Source organism: Acinetobacter sp. neg1, from assembly GCF_000788125.1.
GTDB classification, from domain to species: domain Bacteria; phylum Pseudomonadota; class Gammaproteobacteria; order Pseudomonadales; family Moraxellaceae; genus Acinetobacter; species Acinetobacter vivianii.
The window spans coordinates 105,657-126,569 of sequence record NZ_JSZD01000007.1 but is presented as its reverse complement, the minus strand read 5'-3'; the positions used below and the strand labels follow the sequence as shown (position 1 = coordinate 126,569).

The following is a 20,913-nucleotide window of genomic DNA, read 5'->3' as shown; positions in this document are numbered from 1 at the left end:
GATTATGCTTTCCTGATTTATATAAATTAAGGAGTTGTTTGTGGTCATTTAAAAACACTGCATTGTAACGCTATTTTTTGTTCATTGAACAGAGTTTGACGTGAATGCAACAGCGAATCCTGAGACTTACAACTCCCCTGGTACATTTATCTATATTTTGAGTTTTTTCTCAATGATCAAAGATTCCTAATTTTAGGCTTATCGCGTAGCATTTTAGAAATCCGCCAAGCTCCTTTATACTACCCGCAATTTTTAAGTTTCCTTTTTATTTTTATGTCTGCCCACTCTCCGGAAAAAGTACAAAGCAATGCCCTTGCTTTGCTGCCGCTATTGGTATTTTTGATCATCTTTCTCGGGAGTGGTCTGTATCATTCAATGATCGGAACAGAATTTGCCTTCTATCAGGTCAAAGCACCTGTGGCTGCAATTCCAGCGGTGATTCTCGCCCTTCTGCTCTATAAACAGAAACTCAATAAAGCCATTGATGAATTCCTGCAAGGGGCCAGTCATCCCAATCTAATCTTAATGTTTATGGTGTTTATGCTGGCAGGGGCTTTTGCCAGTGTATCCAGTGCAATTGGCAGTGTCGATGCAACCGTACAACTCGGACTCTCACTGATTTCAGCTGAATATGTGTTGCCTATGCTCTTTATCATTGCAGCGTTTATTGCAACTGCAATGGGAACCTCAATGGGCACCATTGCTGCTTGTGCACCGATTGCCTTTGGTTTCGCCCAAGCCACTGATATTGCACCGATCTATGCGATTGGTGCGGTGGTCGGCGGTGCCATGTTTGGCGATAATTTATCGATGATCTCGGACACAACCATTGCTGCAACCCGTAGCCAAAATGTTGAGTTAAGAGATAAATTTCGGGTCAATGTCTGGATCGCCCTTCCTGCTGCCATTATCACACTATGTGTTTATATTGCATTGAGCCACGATGCAGAAGCCATTCAATCACAGCCTTATGATTTATGGCTAATTCTGCCTTATCTTGCAGTATTCTTCCTCGCTTTTACCCGTTTACACGTATTAGCCGTGCTGATGATTGGTGTGATTTTATCGGGTGTAATTGGTCTGGTTGAAAAGCCTGAGTTTGATATTTTGAAGCTCAATAGCTCAATCTATGATGGCTTTGTCAGCATGTTTGAGGTGGCATTACTTTCCATGTTGCTGGGCGGGCTATCTGCTTTAATGCAAAAAGAAGGCGGATTGCAGTGGTTAATTCAACGTATTTACGCCATTACTCGCCTGTTTAAATTTGGCCGACAACGTGCAGGTGAATTCGGCATAAGCTTTCTGGTGGTATTCTCGAATTTGTTTGTGGCCAATAATACCGTTGCGATCATTCTTTCTGGCGATATGGCACGTGAAGTGGCAAAAGAATATGGCGTAGATCCTAAACGTAGTGCAGCTTTACTGGATATTTTTTCTTGTATCATTCAAGGGATTATTCCCTACGGCGCGCAGTTACTACTCGCCTGTTCGATCGCCAAACTCTCACCTATTGAATTGATTGGCAATATCTACTATTGCTGGATTCTTGCGATTTGCGCAGTACTTGCCATTGTCTTTAATTATCCACGTTTAAAAACACGTTAAAATCCTGTACGAATATGAGACTCGAAAATGTCGTTCACAACCTGCGTGGTCTCAGCAAAATACTGTTTCTGCGAAATAATGAAAGAAATATAAGAAGTGAACAGGTTTTGTGAATGACAATGGTTTTGCCTACTTTTGCCAAAACAAAAGTAGGTCGAACCGAAGGTTTATCCAATAATTAGATGAGAATACAACATGACTCCGTTGAGCCTCCCCCATTTAAATAAGAATTATGCCTAGTGAAAAGATTCATTTTAAATCTACAAAGATTTTAAAAACTGCTTGGGCGTAACGCCTGTCCAACGCTTAAACGCCCTCCCAAACGCACTCTGATCCGCATAATTCAGCCGCTCCGCAATCTCAGACAATGACCGACCTTGTTGCAAATACAACTTACTTTGCTCCAAACGATACTGATCCAGCACATCCTGAAAATTCAGTTCATAAGCTTTAAGCTGACGTTGTAAAGTACGTTCCGAACAATGCAATCGCTTGGCAACATAACTCTGCAATACCTCTTCCTGCTGCAATAAACCCTGTTCAATCAGGCTATGTATTTTTTGTCTAAATTGCTGCTGTTGAATTTCAAAAGAACTGACACTGTTCAAGGATTGCTGTGCCTGAGTAGATAACACCTGATTCAACTGTTGATCTGCGGCAATACTTTTTGCTTTTAAAATCTGGTTAGAAAAACGGATCGCATACTGCCCTTGCTGAATCTGAATCGGACAGCCATAAAATTTTTCAAAATGATACAGCGCAGTATGGGGCGCGTAACCAAACTGGATGGTCTGCGGCGGAATCAGGGCATCTTGGACAATGGATTGGGCAATCTTGAAGATCAGGGCCAGATTCAATTCATACATTTCCCGATAATCACTATAAGAGGCACTCCACACAATTTGAATATAGTCTGGAAACTGCTGGACATCGAGCTGTTCTAAATTGGTTTGCTTAAAGACCAGAGAATAATAACGCTGTAATAGCTGCAAGGCTTGTTGTAGATCAATACTGGTTGACGCCAGATAACCCATCAAACCTAAGTCCTGCAAATTGGCATGCTCTGCCAAAACCAAGGTAATGGGACGAGTGAAATGTGGTTGAGCAGCCTGTAATAACAAGGCATAACGCTCGACATCAAAGTCTTTTTCATCTGGATTGTCTAAACAGGCTTGAAAGTCTTTCCACAGTTCAGGTGCAACAACTTTAGATAAATCAACTTGTTCCTGTTGCAGCACGCGACTAAACAAACGCAAGTATCCGATTATTATTTTAACTGACATGGGCCAATCTCATCCTGAGCTGTCGTTATTTGTATAAAAATTGGCTGTAACTGTCAAAACATTTCATCGGAGTTTTTCCATACTGGCGACATGAAGAAAAATAAGGAATCGTCAAAATGAATGCACATGTTTCCTATCAAGTTGATCCTGTGGTCAGAACCAAACTGGACTTCCACTTAGAACAAGCACCCCGCTTCTGGTTCGGTGGCGATCCATTCCGTACCCGTATGTTTGATGCCCTCAGCCTGACCTTCCCCGATGGCGAACGTTATTTTATTGAATGTGTCCGTTTATTCCGTGACAAAATTGATGATCCAGACTTGCAAGAACGTGTGGCTGATTTTATTCGTCAGGAAGCACAACATGGCATTGCACATGACAAAATGAACCAGATCATGAAAGATCAAGGGATGCCTGTGGAGCAGTTCACCACTCGCTTAAAGAAAATCTTTCGCTTTGAACTAAAGAATCGCTCTCCTCAATACAACATTGCCATGACCGCCGCAGCTGAGCATTTAACGGCACTCATGGCAGATACGTTTTATAGTAAAAAAGATACGTTGGCCGAAGCAGATCCTTTTGTCCGTGCACTGTTTGCATGGCATGCGATTGAAGAAATGGAACATCGTGATGTCGCATTTGATGTGATGCGAGAAGTTGGTGAAGTGCCTGAAGCAACCCGTCGCTTTGCCTTGGTCTTTACTACCGTGATGATGTTTGGTTTTACTTTATACCGTACCGATGTGATGCTCAAAACCGATGGTTTTAGCTTGAGACAACGTTTTGATATGGCACGTAAAGGTTTGCCTTGGTTCTTTGGTCGTAACGGTATTTTGACGGCGAAAAGAGCACAATATAGCGACTGGTTTAAAAAGGATTTCCATCCAAATCAACATCCTGTTATTCGCCAATACGATGTCTGGATCGATACTTTAGCCAAGACCAATGATCCAATTGCTGCGGGTGAAGCTTTTTGGCAAGCAGGGCTTTAGTTCATTATTAGACATAAAAAATCCCCTTCCAATTGAGGGGATTTTTTATTTCCATCATCACCACTTCGCATAATGCTGTTCTAACAAACCATATTCATTATCTAGTGACACCAATTCAACCTGCTCATGCGCAATCGTCCCACTGACTTTGGCCTGCCATTGATTGAACTGACTGCCAATCAGACGCAAGTTAATATTCTCAAAACGACACCAGCCTGTTTCCACCACCAAGTTTAAACATCCACCCAAAGAACGAATTGACCAAGTTTTTTCATCTTTTTGCTCAAATAAAACATCCGTCAGCGGATACAAACGTCCATTCACCCACAAAGCATTTTCATTACCAAAACTTTCATTCACACCTGATGCCAGATTGATACCAATACGGCGATCTTGCGCATCACGGAACTGGCAAGACAACCAGAACCAAGCCGTTTCAGGTCGCAGAAAACCGCAGGTATCATCTAAAGCAGCTAAACTCTGTGCATTAAATTCAATCTGTTGCTGAGCTGGACTAATAAAAAAACCCTCAACTGCCAGCGTGGTCTGCTTTTGCGTATAGGTCCAACCATTGATTCCTGTTGGGCTACATAAACTTAAGGCATCCGTACCTGCACAAAAAATCCGTGCTTTTAACTGAATCTCACCATGTTTGGTGACCTGAATATAACGCACACCATTAGCATGTTGCATATCGAATTGATAGGCTGATTTTTTAAAATGGCTTTGACTAAATAACGGTTGTTCATCGAGATGGGTTTTCAATGCCAGTGGCTGGATTGCATTCCATTCAATCACTTTTTGAGTTTGATGATCATAGACATAAAAGAAACCATGCCCTGCCCAAGATAGATCGACAATCGCCACCCCAATGCTGTAGTGCTCATGTTGCAATCCACAGAATTTAAATTTTTTATATTTAAGTTGCTTGCGCCAGCCCGTTAAGACCTGTCCATACGGCGTTTTATAAATATAGTCATCCAGATTGATTCTCGATGGTATCTGATCAAAACGTCCATAACGTGGCTGACCATTGGTTTGTATCAAATCCATTATTTCATTCCATGATTACGGGTTTGCATCTGCCTCAATAATAAAGCTTAAGCGGACAAATTTACTCATCGTTTTGTCTGTAAAAATGATGAATCCTTTGCATTTTTACCGCTAAATCCAAGTTTCTTCCGAATGATTCTAGCTCATAATTTCATCAAACATTCATACAGAAGTTTTATTTTTGAAAACAATCTTATACCACCCGATCAAAAACAATGATGACGCAACAATTATTAAAAGCTCAAGTATGCTGCCTTATGCTGCTTGCCTTGACGGCTTGTAACGACAATGATGATCATGAATCTTCTCAGGTAGAACGAAAAAATCAGACCATCAACATTCTCGCCTTCAATGATTTTCACGGTAATCTTGAACCACCCAAACGCTTTATTGAAGCAGATGATCCGAATGATAGTAGCAAAACGGTTCGTATTCCTGTCGGTGGCGTAAGTTATTTTGCTGATGCCATTAAAAAATTACGCGCCCAGTATCCAAACAATGCTGTGGTTTCAGCAGGTGACCTGATTAGTGCCTCCCCTTTAACCTCATCGCTGTTTCTGGATGAACCGACCATTGAAACCATGAATGATATTCAAATTGATTTCAATGCTGTGGGTAATCATGAATTTGACCGCGGTACAGATGAATTACGTCGTTTGCAAAATGGTGGCTGTCAACAATATACCAGCGCCAAACCATGTCAGATCAATCCAAATTTTGAGGGTGCCAAATTTAATTTTCTGGCAGCCAATGTCTCAATGAAAGCAGACCCCAACAAGACCCTATTTCCTGCGTATAAAGTCAAAACTTACGGCGGCATTCCTGTTGCCTTTATTGGGATGACCCTAAAAGCAACACCAAGCATTGTGTCGGCTGCGGGCATTAAAGATGTTAACTTTAATGATGAAGCTGATACGGTGAATGCTTTGATTCCTGAATTAAAGAAACAAGGAATTGAAGCAATTGTGGTGGTGGTACATGAGGGTGTTGCGCCAAGTACCAAATTTAATAAAAAAACCTGTGAGGGTTTAAGCGGCCCATTGCTAGGTATTTTAGACCGTTTGGACCCTGCGGTTGATGTGGTGGTTTCTGGTCATACCCATCAGTCTTATATTTGTGATTACTCGACCAAAAATCCACAAAAACCATTTTTACTCACTTCTGCTGGACAATACGGCACGATTATTACCAATATCCAGCTCGAACTAGATGGTAAAACGGGCGATGTCATCAAAAAAGATGCAGCTCAAGTCCCTGTTCAGAGTGAAGCCTATACCTCTGGCACAACCACAGTAAACTTGACGGATCTATACCAAAAATTTAATAAAACCCCAAGTATTGAAGCCATTCTGGATAAATATCGTCAGGCCGTGACCACTATTTCAGCCCGTGTCGTTGGTACAGCAGATGGCATTAACTGCGAGCAATCAAGGTTCTGATTTCACCCTGATGAATCCAGGTGGTGTACGTGCCGATTTACAGGTCAATACCAATAATCAGATTACCTTTGGTGATGTATTTACCGTTCAGCCATTTGGCAATTCGATTGTGACGCTGAGTCTCACTGGCAAACAGATTCGTGATGTGTTAGAGCAACAATGGTCGGGTGCCAATGCAGCTACGGTACGTATTTTACAGCCATCTAAAGAGTTCAGTTATTCATATAAGAAAGACAATTCGGCTTCACCACGTGCCAGCAATATTTTGGTGGCAGGACAAGCGCTGGATGATAGCAAAGTTTACCGCGTGACCGTAAACAGCTTCCTTGCCGATGGCGGTGATAACTTTACTGTCTTAAAAGAAGGTAAAAATCCTGTCGGTGGTGGACAAGATATTGATGCACTAGAAAAATATGTATCTCTACATTCTCCACTGACAGCACCAAAAACCGATCGAATCAAAGTCACACCTTAACCACATCATAAATAAAAAGAGGGAAGCAAATGCTTCCCTCTTTCTTTTCTAAAACGATTATTAAGCTAAGGTGAGATAAGTGTTTTCCCAAATCATAGGGTCAAACTCACCTTGAACTAAATGGATATAACGTCCTGCGATATGATCTATCGGAATGCAATCATCGACATCCACCACACGATCTGTATGTGGCTTATGCCAGTGTTGCTCGATGAACTGTTTACCCAACTGTTTTGCCGCCACTGCATCAGGTGCAACGACAAGATGATAGCTATGCAACTCACCAAAAGTATCGGGCGTGTAAGCACCCAAATTAATCAGATACAGCTTTGCATCAGTCACTGACGGTGCAGCATCGGCGAAGTGAATCTGATAATTCACACCTTGCGACTGCACACCTGAAATCTGCGCCCAAGCATCAATATGTAAACCTTTTAATTCACCAAACCAAGCCTGTTTCAGTTGCGGCGCAAGCTCAGACAAGCTGTGACCAATTGCCATGACCACATCATGCACTTCCGTATTGGCTTTCGCATGTCGGCCACCCAACATCACCATAAACAAACTTGGCATAGTGGGAGCTTACATCTCGACCATTTCAACGCCATCAATACGTGCAACGGTCATCAAGTCTTTATCGCCACGGCCTGAAACTGTCGCAATAATGATTTGATCTTTCGACATAGTCGGTGCAAGTTTAGTGACGTAAGCCATCGCATGTGAACTTTCAAGTGCAGGGATAATGCCTTCAATCTTGGTGAGATCACGGAAACCTTGTAGTGCTTCATCATCATTGATTGGCACATATTCCACACGGTTCATATCTTTCAGGAAACTGTGCTCTGGGCCGACACCAGGGTAGTCCAAACCAGCTGAAATACTGTGAGTTTCGATGATCTGACCTTGCTCATCCGACATCAAATATGTACGGTTACCATGTAACACCCCCACATGACCTGCATTTAATGGCGCTGAGTGTTTGCCCGTTTCAATGCCATAACCTGCGGCTTCAACACCGTACATTTTCACATCTTGATCATTCAGGAATGGATAGAACAAGCCCATCGCATTTGAACCACCGCCCACACAAGCAACTAAAGCATCTGGTAAACGCCCTGCTTGTTCCTGGATTTGACGACGTGCTTCACGACCAATAATCGACTGGAAATCACGAACAAGTTGCGGATATGGATGTGGGCCAGCCACAGTACCAATCACATAATAAGTACTGTCGACATTGGTAACCCAGTCACGCATTGCCTCGTTCATGGCATCTTTCAAAGTTTTTGAACCGCTTTGTACGGGCACAACCGTTGCGCCCAACAAACGCATACGGTAGACATTCATCGCTTGACGTTTCACGTCTTCAGCACCCATGTACACCACACATTCCATACCCAGACGTGCTGCAATAGTTGCCGTCGCCACACCGTGTTGACCAGCACCTGTTTCCGCGATAATGCGCTTTTTACCTGATAGCTTTGCCAATAAAGCCTGACCAATCGTGTTATTGACCTTGTGTGAACCAGTATGGTTCAAGTCTTCACGTTTCAGATAAATTTGCGCACCGCCGAGGTGCTGAGACCATCGCTCAGCATGATAAAGCGGACTAGGACGACCAACATAGAACGCAAGATCACGATCAAACTCTGCTAAAAACTGTGCATCATTCTTCATACCACCATAAAGACTTTCGAGGTCTTCAAGTGCAGCCATCAGCGTTTCTGATACAAAACGTCCACCATGAATACCGAAATGCCCTTGCGCATCTGGAAACTGGGTGTAATCAATAACCTGATTTTCTTGATTAGAGTTTTGCTGATCCACGTTGGACTCCTTGCATAAATTTTTCAATGAGTTGTTGGTCTTTTATACCTTTTGCGGACTCGACGCCTCCGCTGACATCCACAGCAAATGCTGCTGTGGTATCAATAGCTTCACTGACATTTTCAGGGGTTAATCCCCCAGCCAAGATGAGTGGAATTTCAAGTTGGGGAAATTGCGTCCAGTCAAAACTGTGCCCTGTCCCACCTTTTAGCTCAGGATGCCATGCATCTAATAAGACTGCACTGGCGCCTGCTGCTTGATAGCGCTGGATTTCAGCGACAATATCCAGATCAGGTTTGACCTGAATGGCTTTATACCAGCGACGTTTGCATTGCGTTGCAATTGATTGACATTGTTCTGGCGTTTCATCGCCATGTAGTTGTAATACATCCAAAGGAACTGAATCAAGCACCGTTTGAATGTCTTCAACAGTCGCATTCACAAATAAGCCGACCAGTTGTACATACGGCGGCACTTGCTTTGCCAATACTTGTGCTTGTTCAGTGCTGACATTTCGTGGACTTGGCGGAAAAAATACAAAGCCGATCGCATCTGCACCAGATTGTACAACGGCGTGAATATCTTGTACTCGGGTGATTCCACAAATCTTGGCGCGAGTTCGCATTTGGCTTTGGCGCATGAGCTGTCCAATTTAATCTGAATATTTTTGAAGCTCTCGCATTGTAATGCAATTTGACTGACTTTGTGCAAAGTTCATTCTGAAATGCAATTGTTTAAAAAACGTTAACACTTTATACTTTGCGTAATCTTGCAACAAGTCTAAAGCAAATTCTTTTGCTTATAGGGAAGTTGGTGAAATTCCAGCACTGCCCTCGCAACGGTAACACCGAATCACTCATCTCAGCTCAACGCCAAATCACTGCATCGGTATGATGTGGGAAGATGATGAGTAATATCATTTGTTTGATGATTATAGTGAAGTCCGGAGACCTGCTTGTTGTTTATTTCCACATTATCATTCACGACGGGTGAATGTCTGGAGTGCGCATGTCTACTGCTTTTCAACCAACTCGTTTAGTTGGGGCTATCGCTATTGCGATGGGGTTTACTTCACCAGCTTTTGCTCAAGATCAATCAACAGATAAAACTACAACGCTCGATACAATCGTTGTGACGGCATCTCGTAGTGAACAGAAAATTAGTGAAGTTCCTGCACGTATCAATATTATTGAACCTACAATTCTTGAGCAGTCTCCGATTGCCTCTTTACCGCAGCTACTCCAGACCGATGCTTCAATCAATATGGTACAAAGCGGTGGCTATGGACAAACCGCGTCTATTTTCTTACGTGGTGGTAATTCAAACCAGACATTGGTTTTAAGAGATGGTGTACGTCTGAATTCAGCGACTTCTGGCACAGCGTCTTTATCATTTATTGATACAACAGATATTAAACAGATTGAGGTATTAAAAGGCCCAGCCTCTGTTTTATATGGTACGGATGCAATCTCTGGTGTGGTTCAACTGATTTCAAAAACACCTGAAAAAACTTCAGCTTTTGTAACCGGTGAAATCGGTGAAAACAAAACCTATAAAGCGGTAGTTGGTGCAGACTTGGCTGAAAATGGTTTCTATGCACAAATTCGTGGGCAACGTCTAGAAACTGACGGCACTCCAGTAAAAGAAGTAAAAAATGCAATAGATGCCTCATATGACCAGAAAGGTTATAGTGCAAAAATTGGAGTAGATAAAGAACAGTACGCTGCTTCGGTTGATTATAGCGAGAATCAGGGTTATAGCGATTATGACAATTATGGAAGCCTTGTTTCTCAAGACTTCAAAAATGAGATCATAAATATCAAAGGTCGTTTGAATATTCTTGAGAATTTAGCCTTACATGCCCGTTTCTCTCAATTCAAAGATGAAATAGAACAAAATAATTCAACAGATTTTGTTCATAGTAAAACGCAAGAGTCTGAAATCTATGGTCAATGGGGCTTTACACCGAGTCAACAGCTATTAGTTGGTGTTACACACCGAAATATTGATGGGGATGTGCTTTCATACGGTACGCCATACCAAGAAGATATTGATTCAACAGGATATTATATTCAGCACAAATATGACCAAGCTGGGTTAAATACCCAAGTCGGAGTCCGTGTTGAAGACAATGAAAAATTTGGTACCCATACCGTTGCTCAAGGCTCTGTTCGTTACCAAGTACTACCTCTAACCAGTATTTATGCAAATATTGGTTCAGCCTTTAAGGCACCAACACTCAACGATATGTACGCTTATGGCGGTAACCCTGACCTTAAACCAGAAGAAAGCTTTTCATATGAGATCGGTCTAGATCAAAAATTGGCTTACAACATTTCAACGGGTTTATCTCTTTATACAACAGAAGTAGATAATCTTATTGATTTTGATGGCGTTCTGAATCAAATGAGAAACCTTGAAAAAGCTAAAATGGAAGGTGGTGAACTGTATGTAAAATGGCAAGGTGAAAACCTGTTTACCAATTTAAGCTATAACTATGTTCGCGCTAAAGACAAGAAAAATGATGAAGATCTAAGTCGTCGCCCTCGTCAAAATATTGCGTTGACTGCTGGTTGGACAGATGAACAATATACCTTCTCGACCACAATGCTTGCGAATGGTGATTATGACAACAGTGCGTTTGATAATGCTCAAATCCCTGGGCACTTCCGTGTAGATATGCATGGACAATACAAAGTGAATAAAAATGTAGATATTTTTGCCAATATCCAAAATGTAGGCGATTCAAAATATCGTACTGCATATGGAAGCGGTAGTTACTACATCAACGGCGGTCGTTTAGCTTCTGCGGGTGTCACATTCCGTTATTAATCGTACGCTAAAATAATAAAAACATTTTCTTAACTCCAGTTTCGGGGTAATGTTCTGACCGACATTATCCCCTTTTTATTTTCAGGATCAGAGAAACAGAACTATGGGACATCGTTTAAGTAAAATCTATACACGTACAGGCGACTCAGGCACCACAGGTCTGGGAGATGGCTCACGTGTTGCCAAAGACGATTTACGCATCGCAGCTTTGGGTGATGTCGATGAACTCAATGCAACCATTGGTGTACTTCGCGCACAAATCAGTGCCAGCCAAGTTGAAAATAAAGCACACTGGGATAAAAGTTTAAGCCTGATTCAACATTGGTTGTTCGATCTAGGTGGCGAAGTCTGTATTCCCAATTATCACCTGCTTCAACCTGTATGCATCGACTTTCTGGAACAAGAAATCGACCACATGAATGAAGCTTTACCGATGTTAAAAGACTTCATTTTGCCATCAGGCACTTTGGCTTGTAGCTATGCCCACCAAGCCCGCTCTGTCTGTCGCCGCGCAGAACGTGCTTTATTGTCAGTACATAATCGCGACCAAAATATTCAAGCGACTGCACTACAATTATTGAATCGCTTATCAGACTGGTTATTCGTTGCCTCACGTGCTTTACAGCGTGCCGAAGGTGGTAGCGAAGTGCTGTGGCAAAAGAATATTAACGACAGTATCGATCAAGCATAACTTTTCAATAAAGGCAGAGACAAATGCGAATTATTGGTCATCGTGGTGCGCGTGGTGAAGCCCCTGAAAATACATTAGGCGGTTTTCGTTATCTGCATGATTTAGGCGTACGTGCAGTCGAGTTTGATGTACGTCAATTGAAAGATGATCAATTGGTCGTAATCCATGATGATGACTTTGTTCGCACGGCGGGCCGCTCACAACAGGTTGAAAGCTGTAATTTATTCGAAGCGCAGCAATTCGATCATCGTCATCAATGGCAGGCATGGGCCTTTGAAGAATATACGCCGAGTCTTCCCCATGTCCTTGAGTGCTTAACGGACTTTGAGCACATTGAAGTTGAAATCAAAGCAGTTACAGACGATGCAGCGGCTGAACGCTTGGTCTATCAACTGCATCAAGATTTAAAAGGGTTTGAGAAGAGCGCAACCATTACCAGTTTTGATGTCAAAATTTTAGCTGCCTTACAGCGTCATCACAGTCATTTTAAGCGTGGACTACTGGTTGAAATTCCAATTGGGGAATATGCGATTGAACTTGCCCAGCAATATGACTGCTGTCAAATTGGTTGGGGCGATGCTCTGGCAACTGATGAAATTATTCAACGGACTCAACAGGCAAATCTTGCAATCAGTGTCTGGACGGTGAATGAGGTTGAACGTGCCAAGCACCTGCAGCAGCTGGGTATTCAAGGTTTAATTACTGATGTTCCAACAACCATGTTGCAACATTTAAAATAACAAAAGGCGGAATAAATTCCGCCTTTTATTTTATTTCTTACGCTGGGCCTGAATCAAACGTTGCCCTTTTGCATCTAACAAATATAGGTTTGCGCCATCTAGCTGGAAGCGCTCAACTCGTTGAATCGCATCCATCAAATCCGCCTCTTGCGCTAAAGCGCGGTTACAGCTTTGATGCTGTGCCATCACATCAAAATCCAGTTTACGCTGGGTGAAATCATATTTATAACGACCATAAATATTGTTGCAGCCCGTATGCCCTGACACCATCTTTGAAATGGAGTTGAGCTGAAAACCCGGATACTGGTTAAAGAACAAAGCTCGCTTGCCTTGAATGGTGGTAATTTGCCAATCCACATCTTGCACACCATCAGTACTTTTACGTACTTGCATGGCGGGCGGCTGTGTCACCCGTTTCGGCTGCAAGGTATTCTTTTTTGCCGGCTGGGGTTGGCTTTGGCAGGCTGCAAGCATGACAGCAGCAGAGAATATTAAAGTTTTGTTAAAAAATGCCTTCAAAGAAAAAATAGGATTTTTCATGGTATTTTGCTCAGACATTGATTTATTTCACCTTTTAATTCATTGATCAAATTTACAAATGAATTCTGTTACTGTTCTTTCGATACAACTGTACAATAATACTAGTGCTAATCGATTTGGGCATGCTAATATCAGTGATAAAATAGCAATATATCGTCATGATTGGTTTTGCTATCTCGTTTAGTTTTATTATCTTGTACAAACAAGGTTTTTAGGAGCGCTGACGGATATGACTTCCGCCCCACTCAAAAAAAAGGCACCCATTAACTGGACTGCTAGCATTACCTTAATTGGCACACCAATTCTTGCCGCTATTTTAATCCCTTTATACGCTTATTATTATGATTTTAGTGTAAGTGCTTGGGTGAGCATGATCTTCCTTTTGGCACTTAGTAGCCTAGGAATTACAGCAGGTTATCACCGTCTTTGGGCACATCGTGCTTATGAAGCAGCTTTACCACTTAAAATTTTATTGATGATTGGTGGTACCTTTGCTGTCCAGAATAGTATTTTATTCTGGGCTTCAGGTCACCGTACCCATCACCGCCATGTCGATGATGTGGATCAAGACCCGTATTCCATTAAACGTGGTTTCTGGTACGCGCACTTAGGCTGGATGATTCGCGATCACTCGCCATCTGAACCTGACTTTAAAAATGCACCTGATTTGCTCAATGACAAATTAGTGATGTTCCAACATAAATATTATGTGCCAATGGTCATCGCAGTTCATGTCGGTGTATTAGGGTTAATCGGTTGGGCGACTGGCGATATCTGGGGCGTGATTTTACTGGGTGGTTTATTACGTTTAATCATCAGCCATCACGTTACCTTCTTTATTAACTCGCTTTGCCACATGTGGGGCAAACGTCCTTATACCGATGAAAATACAGCACGTGACAACTTTGTCTTAGCTATTTTCACTTGGGGTGAGGGTTATCATAACTATCATCACATCTTCCAGTACGATTACCGTAATGGCGTGAAATGGTGGCAATATGATCCAACCAAATGGTTAATCTGGACCAGCTCAAAACTTGGTTTAGCTAAAAATTTACGTCGTATTCCAAGCTTTAATATCAAAAAAGCTGAGCTTGCGATGAAGTTTAAATATGCTGAACGCGATCTTGCGATTTATGGTCATGATGTCAATACCGACATCGTGCAAATGAAGCAACGTATTGCACAAGAATACGAAGCATTTACTCATACCTTAAATGATTGGGCGAAGCTGAAAGAACAAGAGCTTCATGCCAAGAAAGCAGCTATGGCTGAAAAAATCCATCAAATGGATCACAAGCTAAAAGTTGATTTCCAGTTACTTGAACACCGTTTAAGTCATCACCGTGAATGTTTAGAAACCTTAATGCGTAACATCAAAAAAGCGCCTGTTTCTGAATAACAGAATACCCATTAAAAATGGTCTCAAATCGAGGCCATTTTTTATATCTACTGTTTCATCCTTGTGTTTTACCCTTCCCCACTGCATCCGTTAATTTGCTATAGTCATGATTCAGCTCACCATGATGTTTCAGTTATGCAATTCAATTCTCGCTATGATTCTTTAAATCCGAAGCTTTATCATCAGCAACAGCCGAGTCCGTTGCGTGGTGCCAAAGCAGGCCATTTCAATGAAGCCTTAGCAGATGAGTTGCAGTGGAGTGAAGAAGATAAAGCCAACTGGGTTGAAATCTGTAGTGGACAAAAAACTTTTGCTGAATTTCCACCGCTTGCCATGGTCTATGCAGGCCATCAATTTGGACAATGGGCTGGACAACTCGGTGATGGTCGAGGTTTGCTCATCGGACAAATCCTGAATAAACATGGCGAAACAATTGATCTACATCTGAAAGGTGCAGGTTCTACTCCCTACTCACGTATGGGCGATGGCCGTGCTGTGCTGCGTTCGGTAATTCGTGAATATCTAGCTGGACATGCGTTAAATGCTTTGGGCGTTGCATCAAGTCACGCAGTCGGTTTTACCAGCTCAACTCAGGGCGTACAACGGGAAACCCTAGAGCTGGGTGCAATGTTATTGCGCACGTCTGAATGTCATATTCGTTTGGGACATTTTGAATGGATTAATCAATACTCACCTGAACTCTTGGCTGAATTCACGCAAAAATGTATCGAATGGCATTATCCAGAATGTCTTGAAGCTGAAAATCCAATTCTGGCCTTTGCTGAAGCCGTGATTGAGCGAACAGCCATCATGATCGCCAAATGGCAACTGGTGGGTTTTGCGCATGGGGTGATGAATACCGATAATCTCAATATTACGGGTTCAACACTGGACTTTGGTCCTTACGGGTTTATGGAACGTTTCCGTCCAAACTGGATTAACAACCATTCCGATTATCAGGGGCGTTATACTTATCAGAACCAGCCAAGTATTGGACACTGGAATCTTTGGACATGGCTGAACAATCTGATTCCATTAGCATCGGCCAAAGACAAAGAACAGTTCAAACTGGATCTGGCGACCTGCCTAGAAAAATTTGAACCAACATTTTTGCAGCATTATGGTCAGGGCTTATGTCAAAAGATGGGATTACCGCATTTCCATAAAGACAGTCTGGATTGCAGCTTTGCCTTCTTGAGAATTTTGCAAACTGAACAACTGGATTACACTCAAAGCTTTATTCGCCTACAACAACAAGATTACAAAGCTTTAAGAGATGACTGTATTCATGTCCAGCAGTTCGATGATTTCCTGACGCATTACCAGAATATCCGTCAACATCAGGATACCGATGAATTAGACCAGCAGATGCAACAGATCAATCCACAATATGTCCTGCGCAATCATATGGCGCAGAAAGCCATTGAGCAGGCTGAACGTGGTGATTTTAGTGAAGTTGATCGTTTATTTAAGCTGTTGAATCAGCCCTATCAAAAACAGCCTGATCTGGAAACCGAAGCAGATACGGCACCTTTACCCAGTGATGTACCAGAGGTGATGGTGAGCTGTTCATCTTAATTTTGAGTCATTATGATTCACTTGGGTCGCTATTGCGGCTCAGGTGAGTTACTTATTTTTAAAAGAAGAAAATAATGAAAACTGGATTGATTGCTGGATGTGTTGTTTTAATCATTTTATTGGCACTGGCTTTTTATCAGTATGGCAAGTTCATCCCAACATTGGCAGCAACGCATACGCCGCTTTCAACCGAAGAAATACAGCAGCTCAAACAAAGTAAACCCGTGACCTCAATTGAAGTCTTTAAGAGTCAGCGTATTTTGCAATTAAAACATCAACAGGAAGTCATTCGCAGCTATCCGATGCGTTTAGGCTTTGATCCGATTGGACATAAACAGTTTGAAGGTGATGGCAAAACGCCTGAGGGAACTTATTCTATTGATTGGCGCAATCCACAAAGCGCTTATTATAAATCTTTGCACATCTCCTACCCCAATAAAACTGATACAAGCTATGCTCAACAGCATAATCGTTCTGCGGGTGGCGATGTCATGATTCATGGTACGGTTCCAACACGTGCCACCTCATTTGCTGCAAGTGCGAGCTATATGCCACGCAAAGACTGGACCTTAGGCTGTATCGCGGTGACCAACTCGGATATAGACGAAATATGGCAACTGGTTGCTGATCATACACCCATTATCATTCACCCCTAATGGGGCAGCGCTCAGGCGAGTTTGCGGATAAAGGCGGTGATCAAACCGAGCAAGGCTTATTCAGGGGATAAGTTTCTCATTCAGAAATAATCTCATTACTGCAATCTAGCTCACCACAAGTGATTGTAAAGTAATGTAATCTTATTTATCGCAGAATCCAGTGATGGTTCACTTAAAACTAGAAAAGAAGATAATTTCTACAAAACCTATAAGAAACTATCCACATTTTCTGTGGATAACGCTGTGGTTATCCACAGGATAAAAGTTTTTGCAGTGCTCTACCTTTTATTCTCATCAAAACTCATCTCATGTCAGCTTCTCTATACGGAGGAAAAGAGATGAGTTTATCTATAGAAACTGTTCCACATTTTCTTGGATATGAGCCGCGTTGAAGCGGCGCAAGGAGGAGCCACAGGATAATAGTTTTAGCATTCATTCTTATTGTCCAAAATTTTTATTTCCCATGAAAGTCCATTACCAACGATGCTGTGCAAATAATTGTGCCCCCATTCGCTTAGCTTGATTAGTATTCAGATCATCCGTGATATATTTCAAACCAAAGTTATGATGTTGAATAGATAGCCCCACTGCATGAGTTTGAGGTTCATAGTGAACTCCCCATTTTAAAACTGCGTCCCAATATGCATTCATCTGCCAAAGACTCATATACTCATTGCTTATCGAACTAAGCCCAACACTCCATGGTTGATTAGACTGATATATCATGTCTGTATAGACTTTATAAGGTAATCTTTGCGTGTATTGCTTATAGGTATTAAACTTTCCCTGAATATCGAATCTAGGACGCATATCCTGATCATAGTTTATTTTATATCGCGTATAAGGCGCATCATGCCAATACAAATAAGCTAAGGCATCTTGAATATTAATATGAACTTTAAAGTTATTCGCAATTGTCCCTGCTATTGAAGCATCTAAAGCGAAGCCATAGCCTTTATTTGCTTGCTCTTTCCACCCCATTTTATCTTCTTTTAATGCCGGCTGATCATAACTATAGTCAATTTGACCATTCAGCCATTTAACTCGATCCATGAGTTGCACTTGATTTGTTGTTTGAGCCAAAGCATTAACTTGACCATCAACATAATGACGTCCAATTAACGCTGTTGCACCTGTTGTCAAACTCCAATTTGGAGCAACTTGCCAAGTATAAGCAAATCTAGACCCAACTGTATCAACATGCTGCGCCTCAAGCTGTAAATCATATTGGGTATTACCATCAATCAATTTTTCATTTTTTATTTGATAATAAAGTTTGGCAGTATCTTTACTGAATCTTAATACATAATCATAACGCCAAATCCAACTAAAATCCCACGCGTCTTTTCTTACCCCTAATTGCATTAATCCATGGGCAAAAGCATTCTTTCCAGATTTAAAATTTGGATCACTCCAATCATCTGTAAATGATTTAATCGATAAAGGTTCACTATAAACATCAGCACGTACTTGATAGTACAACTGCTCTTGAGCATGACAATAGCTCGCTATCAATAAAATAGAGAGCACGAAACTTTTTCTTAGCATATAAAAAGGGGTAGCATGTACCCCTCTCCTTTCATGATTATGGCGCAATGACTTTGGTGGTGTTATCAATAAAGGTGGCAGAATAAACGCTTCTTGAAACCTTATTGATTGTTCCATACTTGGTATTGCCAACTTTAATATCAGCTGAAGTAAACTGATCTACATTTGCAATATCTACAAATGCACCATTTGCATGAGATATTTTTGCAGAAACAGCTGGTTTTTCAGCAACTAAATTTTCTGTTTTGACATCCACATTTAAAGCATTTTGATCAACTGCGATTTTAATATTTGCAGTCCCTTTTTGATAATCACTGCGTTTAGCAGATAAATCAATATTAAATGGCTTGATTGCATTCGCAGCACCTTTAACATTGCCTGATAGTTTTACCACTAAGTCTGCATTAATAAATGATGTAGCAGATTCACCATTTGTGATATCAATTGTCTTGGTTAAATCGTTATTTAGTTTGATACTTGCATCTAAATTTAGACTCTCCGAACCACTAATCGCTTTACCTTTCAAAGTAAGTTCAGTTGGAATGATCTCTGTCCCCAAATTATTACCGTTTTTGAATTGAACTTTTCTAGCTTTGCTTGCCAGCTCGGTTAATTCAATTTCAGCATCTGTTGTTTTCAAGACAACATTTGAGAACTTAAGTTCCGCAGTCTCAGGACGTGAATCCCCACGACTTTCTAATAATGCAGCCGTACTATAAATGGCTTGTGCTGTACTATCACTCTTAAACTCTAAAGAAGCATCTTTTTTATTTGCATCATTCTTGGTTAGAATTTTCCCACCTGCAACGATTTTAAAATTATATTTATCCGTTACAGCTGTATAAGGCGCCTCTAGCTTAACAGCATTAACCGTAACTTGAGCACCTTCACCAAAAATATCTTTCAATGTATTGGTTTTAAAATCCCAAATAGTATTTATCCAATATTGTGCTTTTGCACTGCCTGAAACTGTCACGGATGATGCATTTACTGTCACAGCAAATGTACTATCCGTTAATTGATAGTCAATATAATCATCATTATCAAGCAAGGTCTGCAATTGTGCTGCATTATAGGTTTTATTTGATCCTTGAGCATCATTATAGGCTAATGTAGCAAGTGTGAGCACCAATCCTGCTGCATTGTCAATATCCTTCCCGGCATCGTTAACTGCATCAAAGGTTGGTTGATATTGGGATTGTAAACTATCAAAACTATCAAAATAAGCCACAATACTATTGGTTGTATCAATCAGCTGTTTTGCTTTATCTAAATCTGAAACAGGTGCGACTGAATTACCATTATCGGTGTTATTTGATGAGCTACCATCACCTCCTCCACAAGCAACTAAAACTGTAGAACAAGCGAAAGCTAAAAATGTCTTTTTAAACATTGGAGACCCCTTTTATAATAAACTTATTATCTAAATTGTTTTAAATTTAGGTTTTCAAAAAACCATATATAGGCTTTGCGAGGAATAATAGCTATTTATATTTATAATGACAATTTTTTATTCAACAAAAAAAGCCCTCTATAAATAAAGGGCTTTTAATATTTTACTCATCTGGATATTCAAAACGATAACCCACGCCATACACCGCTTGAATCCATTCATGACGATTACCCGTATCAGCCGCCTCTGAAATCTTACGACGCAGGTTTTTAATATGGCTATCAATCACACGGTCTGCCACATCAAAGCTGTCTGGATTGATATGATCAAGCAACTGTGCACGTGAATAGACCTGTCCAAGATGTTCTAAAAACAGCTCCAATAAACGGAATTCGGTTGGCGTCAAGGTCAATGCTTTTTGTTGATACCAAATCCGTTGCTGAGCTTTATCAATACGGAATAAATCATTTTGTTCCGGTTCCGCTTTACGTTCTAAACGGCGCAAAACAGCTTGGACACGGGCAACCAGTTCTTTTGGACTAAAAGGTTTACAGATATAGTCATCTGCCCCCATATTAAGACCTAAAACACGGTCAATTTCTTCAGTACGTGCTGTCACCATAATGATCGGCAGATCAGACTGCTCACGTACTTTACGGCAGATGGTTAAACCGTCCATACGCGGCACCATCAAATCCAGAATCATCAAGCTTGGTTTACGTTGCTGGAACTGGGTAAAAGCATCTTGACCATCATGGAACATACTGACTTCAAAACCAGCAGCTTCTAAATAATCACGAACCAACTGTGCCAGTTCAACCTCATCTTCAACCAACATGATATGTTTCATGGTCTTCAT

17 protein-coding genes, 1 pseudogene and 1 riboswitch are annotated in these 20,913 nt (G+C 41.3%); of the genes and pseudogenes, 9 read left to right on the top strand and 9 right to left on the bottom strand.

What is annotated here, in order from left to right; genetic code table 11:
- The first annotated feature begins 273 nt into the window (after positions 1–273).
- Entirely contained in the window at positions 274–1,605 is a 1,332-nt protein-coding gene (locus tag PJ15_RS07370) for a Na+/H+ antiporter NhaC family protein (protein WP_047429383.1), read from the top strand.
- A 260-nt stretch (positions 1,606–1,865) separates the two neighbouring features.
- Here the strand turns inward: PJ15_RS07370 and PJ15_RS07365 are convergent, their stop codons facing one another.
- Positions 1,866–2,888: an AraC family transcriptional regulator gene (locus PJ15_RS07365; protein ID WP_047429380.1), complete on the bottom strand. Its 1,023-nt coding sequence runs from the start codon at positions 2,886–2,888 to the stop codon at positions 1,866–1,868.
- A 116-nt stretch (positions 2,889–3,004) separates the two neighbouring features.
- On the opposite strand from PJ15_RS07365, the gene PJ15_RS07360 reads away from it, so the two are divergent.
- The gene (locus tag PJ15_RS07360) at positions 3,005–3,880 is read left to right on the top strand and encodes a metal-dependent hydrolase (RefSeq protein WP_047429377.1); all 876 of its coding nucleotides are present in this window, start codon (positions 3,005–3,007) and stop codon (positions 3,878–3,880) included.
- 57 nt (positions 3,881–3,937) lie between these two features.
- Here PJ15_RS07360 and PJ15_RS07355 read toward each other — a convergent pair whose 3' ends face one another.
- Complete coding sequence (locus tag PJ15_RS07355; RefSeq protein WP_047429374.1) at positions 3,938–4,933, bottom strand: DUF2804 domain-containing protein; 996 nt, start codon at positions 4,931–4,933, stop codon at positions 3,938–3,940.
- A 215-nt stretch (positions 4,934–5,148) separates the two neighbouring features.
- Between PJ15_RS07355 and PJ15_RS07350 the strand changes: the two are divergent.
- Positions 5,149–6,847, top strand: a pseudogene (locus PJ15_RS07350) (bifunctional metallophosphatase/5'-nucleotidase).
- Between the two features lie 60 nt (positions 6,848–6,907).
- Here the strand turns inward: PJ15_RS07350 and PJ15_RS07345 are convergent.
- From PJ15_RS07345 to PJ15_RS07335, 3 genes are read right to left on the bottom strand one after another with little or no spacing between them, the layout of a single operon-like run.
- Positions 6,908–7,420, bottom strand: a complete 513-nt coding sequence (locus PJ15_RS07345) for a DUF1543 domain-containing protein (protein ID WP_047429372.1) — start codon at positions 7,418–7,420, stop codon at positions 6,908–6,910.
- Positions 7,421–7,429: 9 nt separating this feature from the next.
- Positions 7,430–8,674, bottom strand: a complete 1,245-nt coding sequence (gene trpB / locus PJ15_RS07340; RefSeq protein WP_047429369.1) for a tryptophan synthase subunit beta — start codon at positions 8,672–8,674, stop codon at positions 7,430–7,432.
- The gene (locus PJ15_RS07335) at positions 8,655–9,314 is read right to left on the bottom strand and encodes a phosphoribosylanthranilate isomerase (RefSeq protein ID WP_047429366.1); all 660 of its coding nucleotides are present in this window, start codon (positions 9,312–9,314) and stop codon (positions 8,655–8,657) included. The genes trpB and PJ15_RS07335 overlap by 20 nt, the downstream gene beginning before the upstream one ends.
- Positions 9,315–9,433: 119 nt before the next feature.
- A riboswitch (cobalamin riboswitch) is annotated at positions 9,434–9,648 on the top strand.
- Positions 9,649–9,682: 34 nt separating this feature from the next.
- On the opposite strand from PJ15_RS07335, the gene PJ15_RS07330 reads away from it, so the two are divergent.
- The 3 genes from PJ15_RS07330 to PJ15_RS07320 all read left to right on the top strand — a co-directional run bounded on the left by PJ15_RS07330 (position 9,683) and on the right by PJ15_RS07320 (position 12,937).
- The gene (locus PJ15_RS07330; protein ID WP_047429363.1) at positions 9,683–11,506 is read left to right on the top strand and encodes a TonB-dependent receptor plug domain-containing protein; all 1,824 of its coding nucleotides are present in this window, start codon (positions 9,683–9,685) and stop codon (positions 11,504–11,506) included.
- Positions 11,507–11,609: 103 nt separating this feature from the next.
- Positions 11,610–12,197, top strand: coding sequence for a cob(I)yrinic acid a,c-diamide adenosyltransferase (locus PJ15_RS07325; protein WP_047429360.1), 588 nt, complete (start codon positions 11,610–11,612; stop codon positions 12,195–12,197).
- Between the two features lie 23 nt (positions 12,198–12,220).
- Positions 12,221–12,937, top strand: coding sequence for a glycerophosphodiester phosphodiesterase (locus tag PJ15_RS07320; protein ID WP_047429357.1), 717 nt, complete (start codon positions 12,221–12,223; stop codon positions 12,935–12,937).
- Between the two features lie 30 nt (positions 12,938–12,967).
- Here PJ15_RS07320 and PJ15_RS07315 read toward each other — a convergent pair whose 3' ends face one another.
- Complete coding sequence (locus tag PJ15_RS07315; protein WP_047429355.1) at positions 12,968–13,495, bottom strand: META domain-containing protein; 528 nt, start codon at positions 13,493–13,495, stop codon at positions 12,968–12,970.
- Positions 13,496–13,706: 211 nt separating this feature from the next.
- Here PJ15_RS07315 and PJ15_RS07310 point away from each other — a divergent pair, with 211 nt between their 5' ends.
- From PJ15_RS07310 to PJ15_RS07300, 3 genes are all read left to right on the top strand, one after another.
- The gene (locus PJ15_RS07310; protein ID WP_004775465.1) at positions 13,707–14,879 is read left to right on the top strand and encodes an acyl-CoA desaturase; all 1,173 of its coding nucleotides are present in this window, start codon (positions 13,707–13,709) and stop codon (positions 14,877–14,879) included.
- 135 nt (positions 14,880–15,014) lie between these two features.
- Positions 15,015–16,457, top strand: coding sequence for a protein adenylyltransferase SelO (locus tag PJ15_RS07305; RefSeq protein ID WP_047429351.1), 1,443 nt, complete (start codon positions 15,015–15,017; stop codon positions 16,455–16,457).
- 74 nt (positions 16,458–16,531) lie between these two features.
- Positions 16,532–17,113 carry a L,D-transpeptidase family protein gene (locus PJ15_RS07300; protein ID WP_047429349.1) on the top strand — a complete coding sequence of 194 codons (582 nt, stop codon included), beginning with the start codon at positions 16,532–16,534 and terminating at the stop codon, positions 17,111–17,113.
- Between the two features lie 474 nt (positions 17,114–17,587).
- Here PJ15_RS07300 and PJ15_RS18605 read toward each other — a convergent pair whose 3' ends face one another.
- From PJ15_RS18605 to PJ15_RS07285, 3 genes are all read right to left on the bottom strand, one after another.
- A complete protein-coding gene (locus PJ15_RS18605) occupies positions 17,588–18,661 on the bottom strand; it encodes a hypothetical protein (protein WP_171248576.1) in 1,074 nt (357 codons plus the stop codon).
- A 37-nt stretch (positions 18,662–18,698) separates the two neighbouring features.
- A complete protein-coding gene (locus tag PJ15_RS07290) occupies positions 18,699–20,054 on the bottom strand; it encodes a hypothetical protein (protein WP_047429346.1) in 1,356 nt (451 codons plus the stop codon).
- Positions 20,055–20,217: 163 nt separating this feature from the next.
- Complete coding sequence (locus PJ15_RS07285) at positions 20,218–20,904, bottom strand: response regulator (protein WP_004775485.1); 687 nt, start codon at positions 20,902–20,904, stop codon at positions 20,218–20,220.
- Positions 20,905–20,913 lie beyond the last annotated feature (9 nt).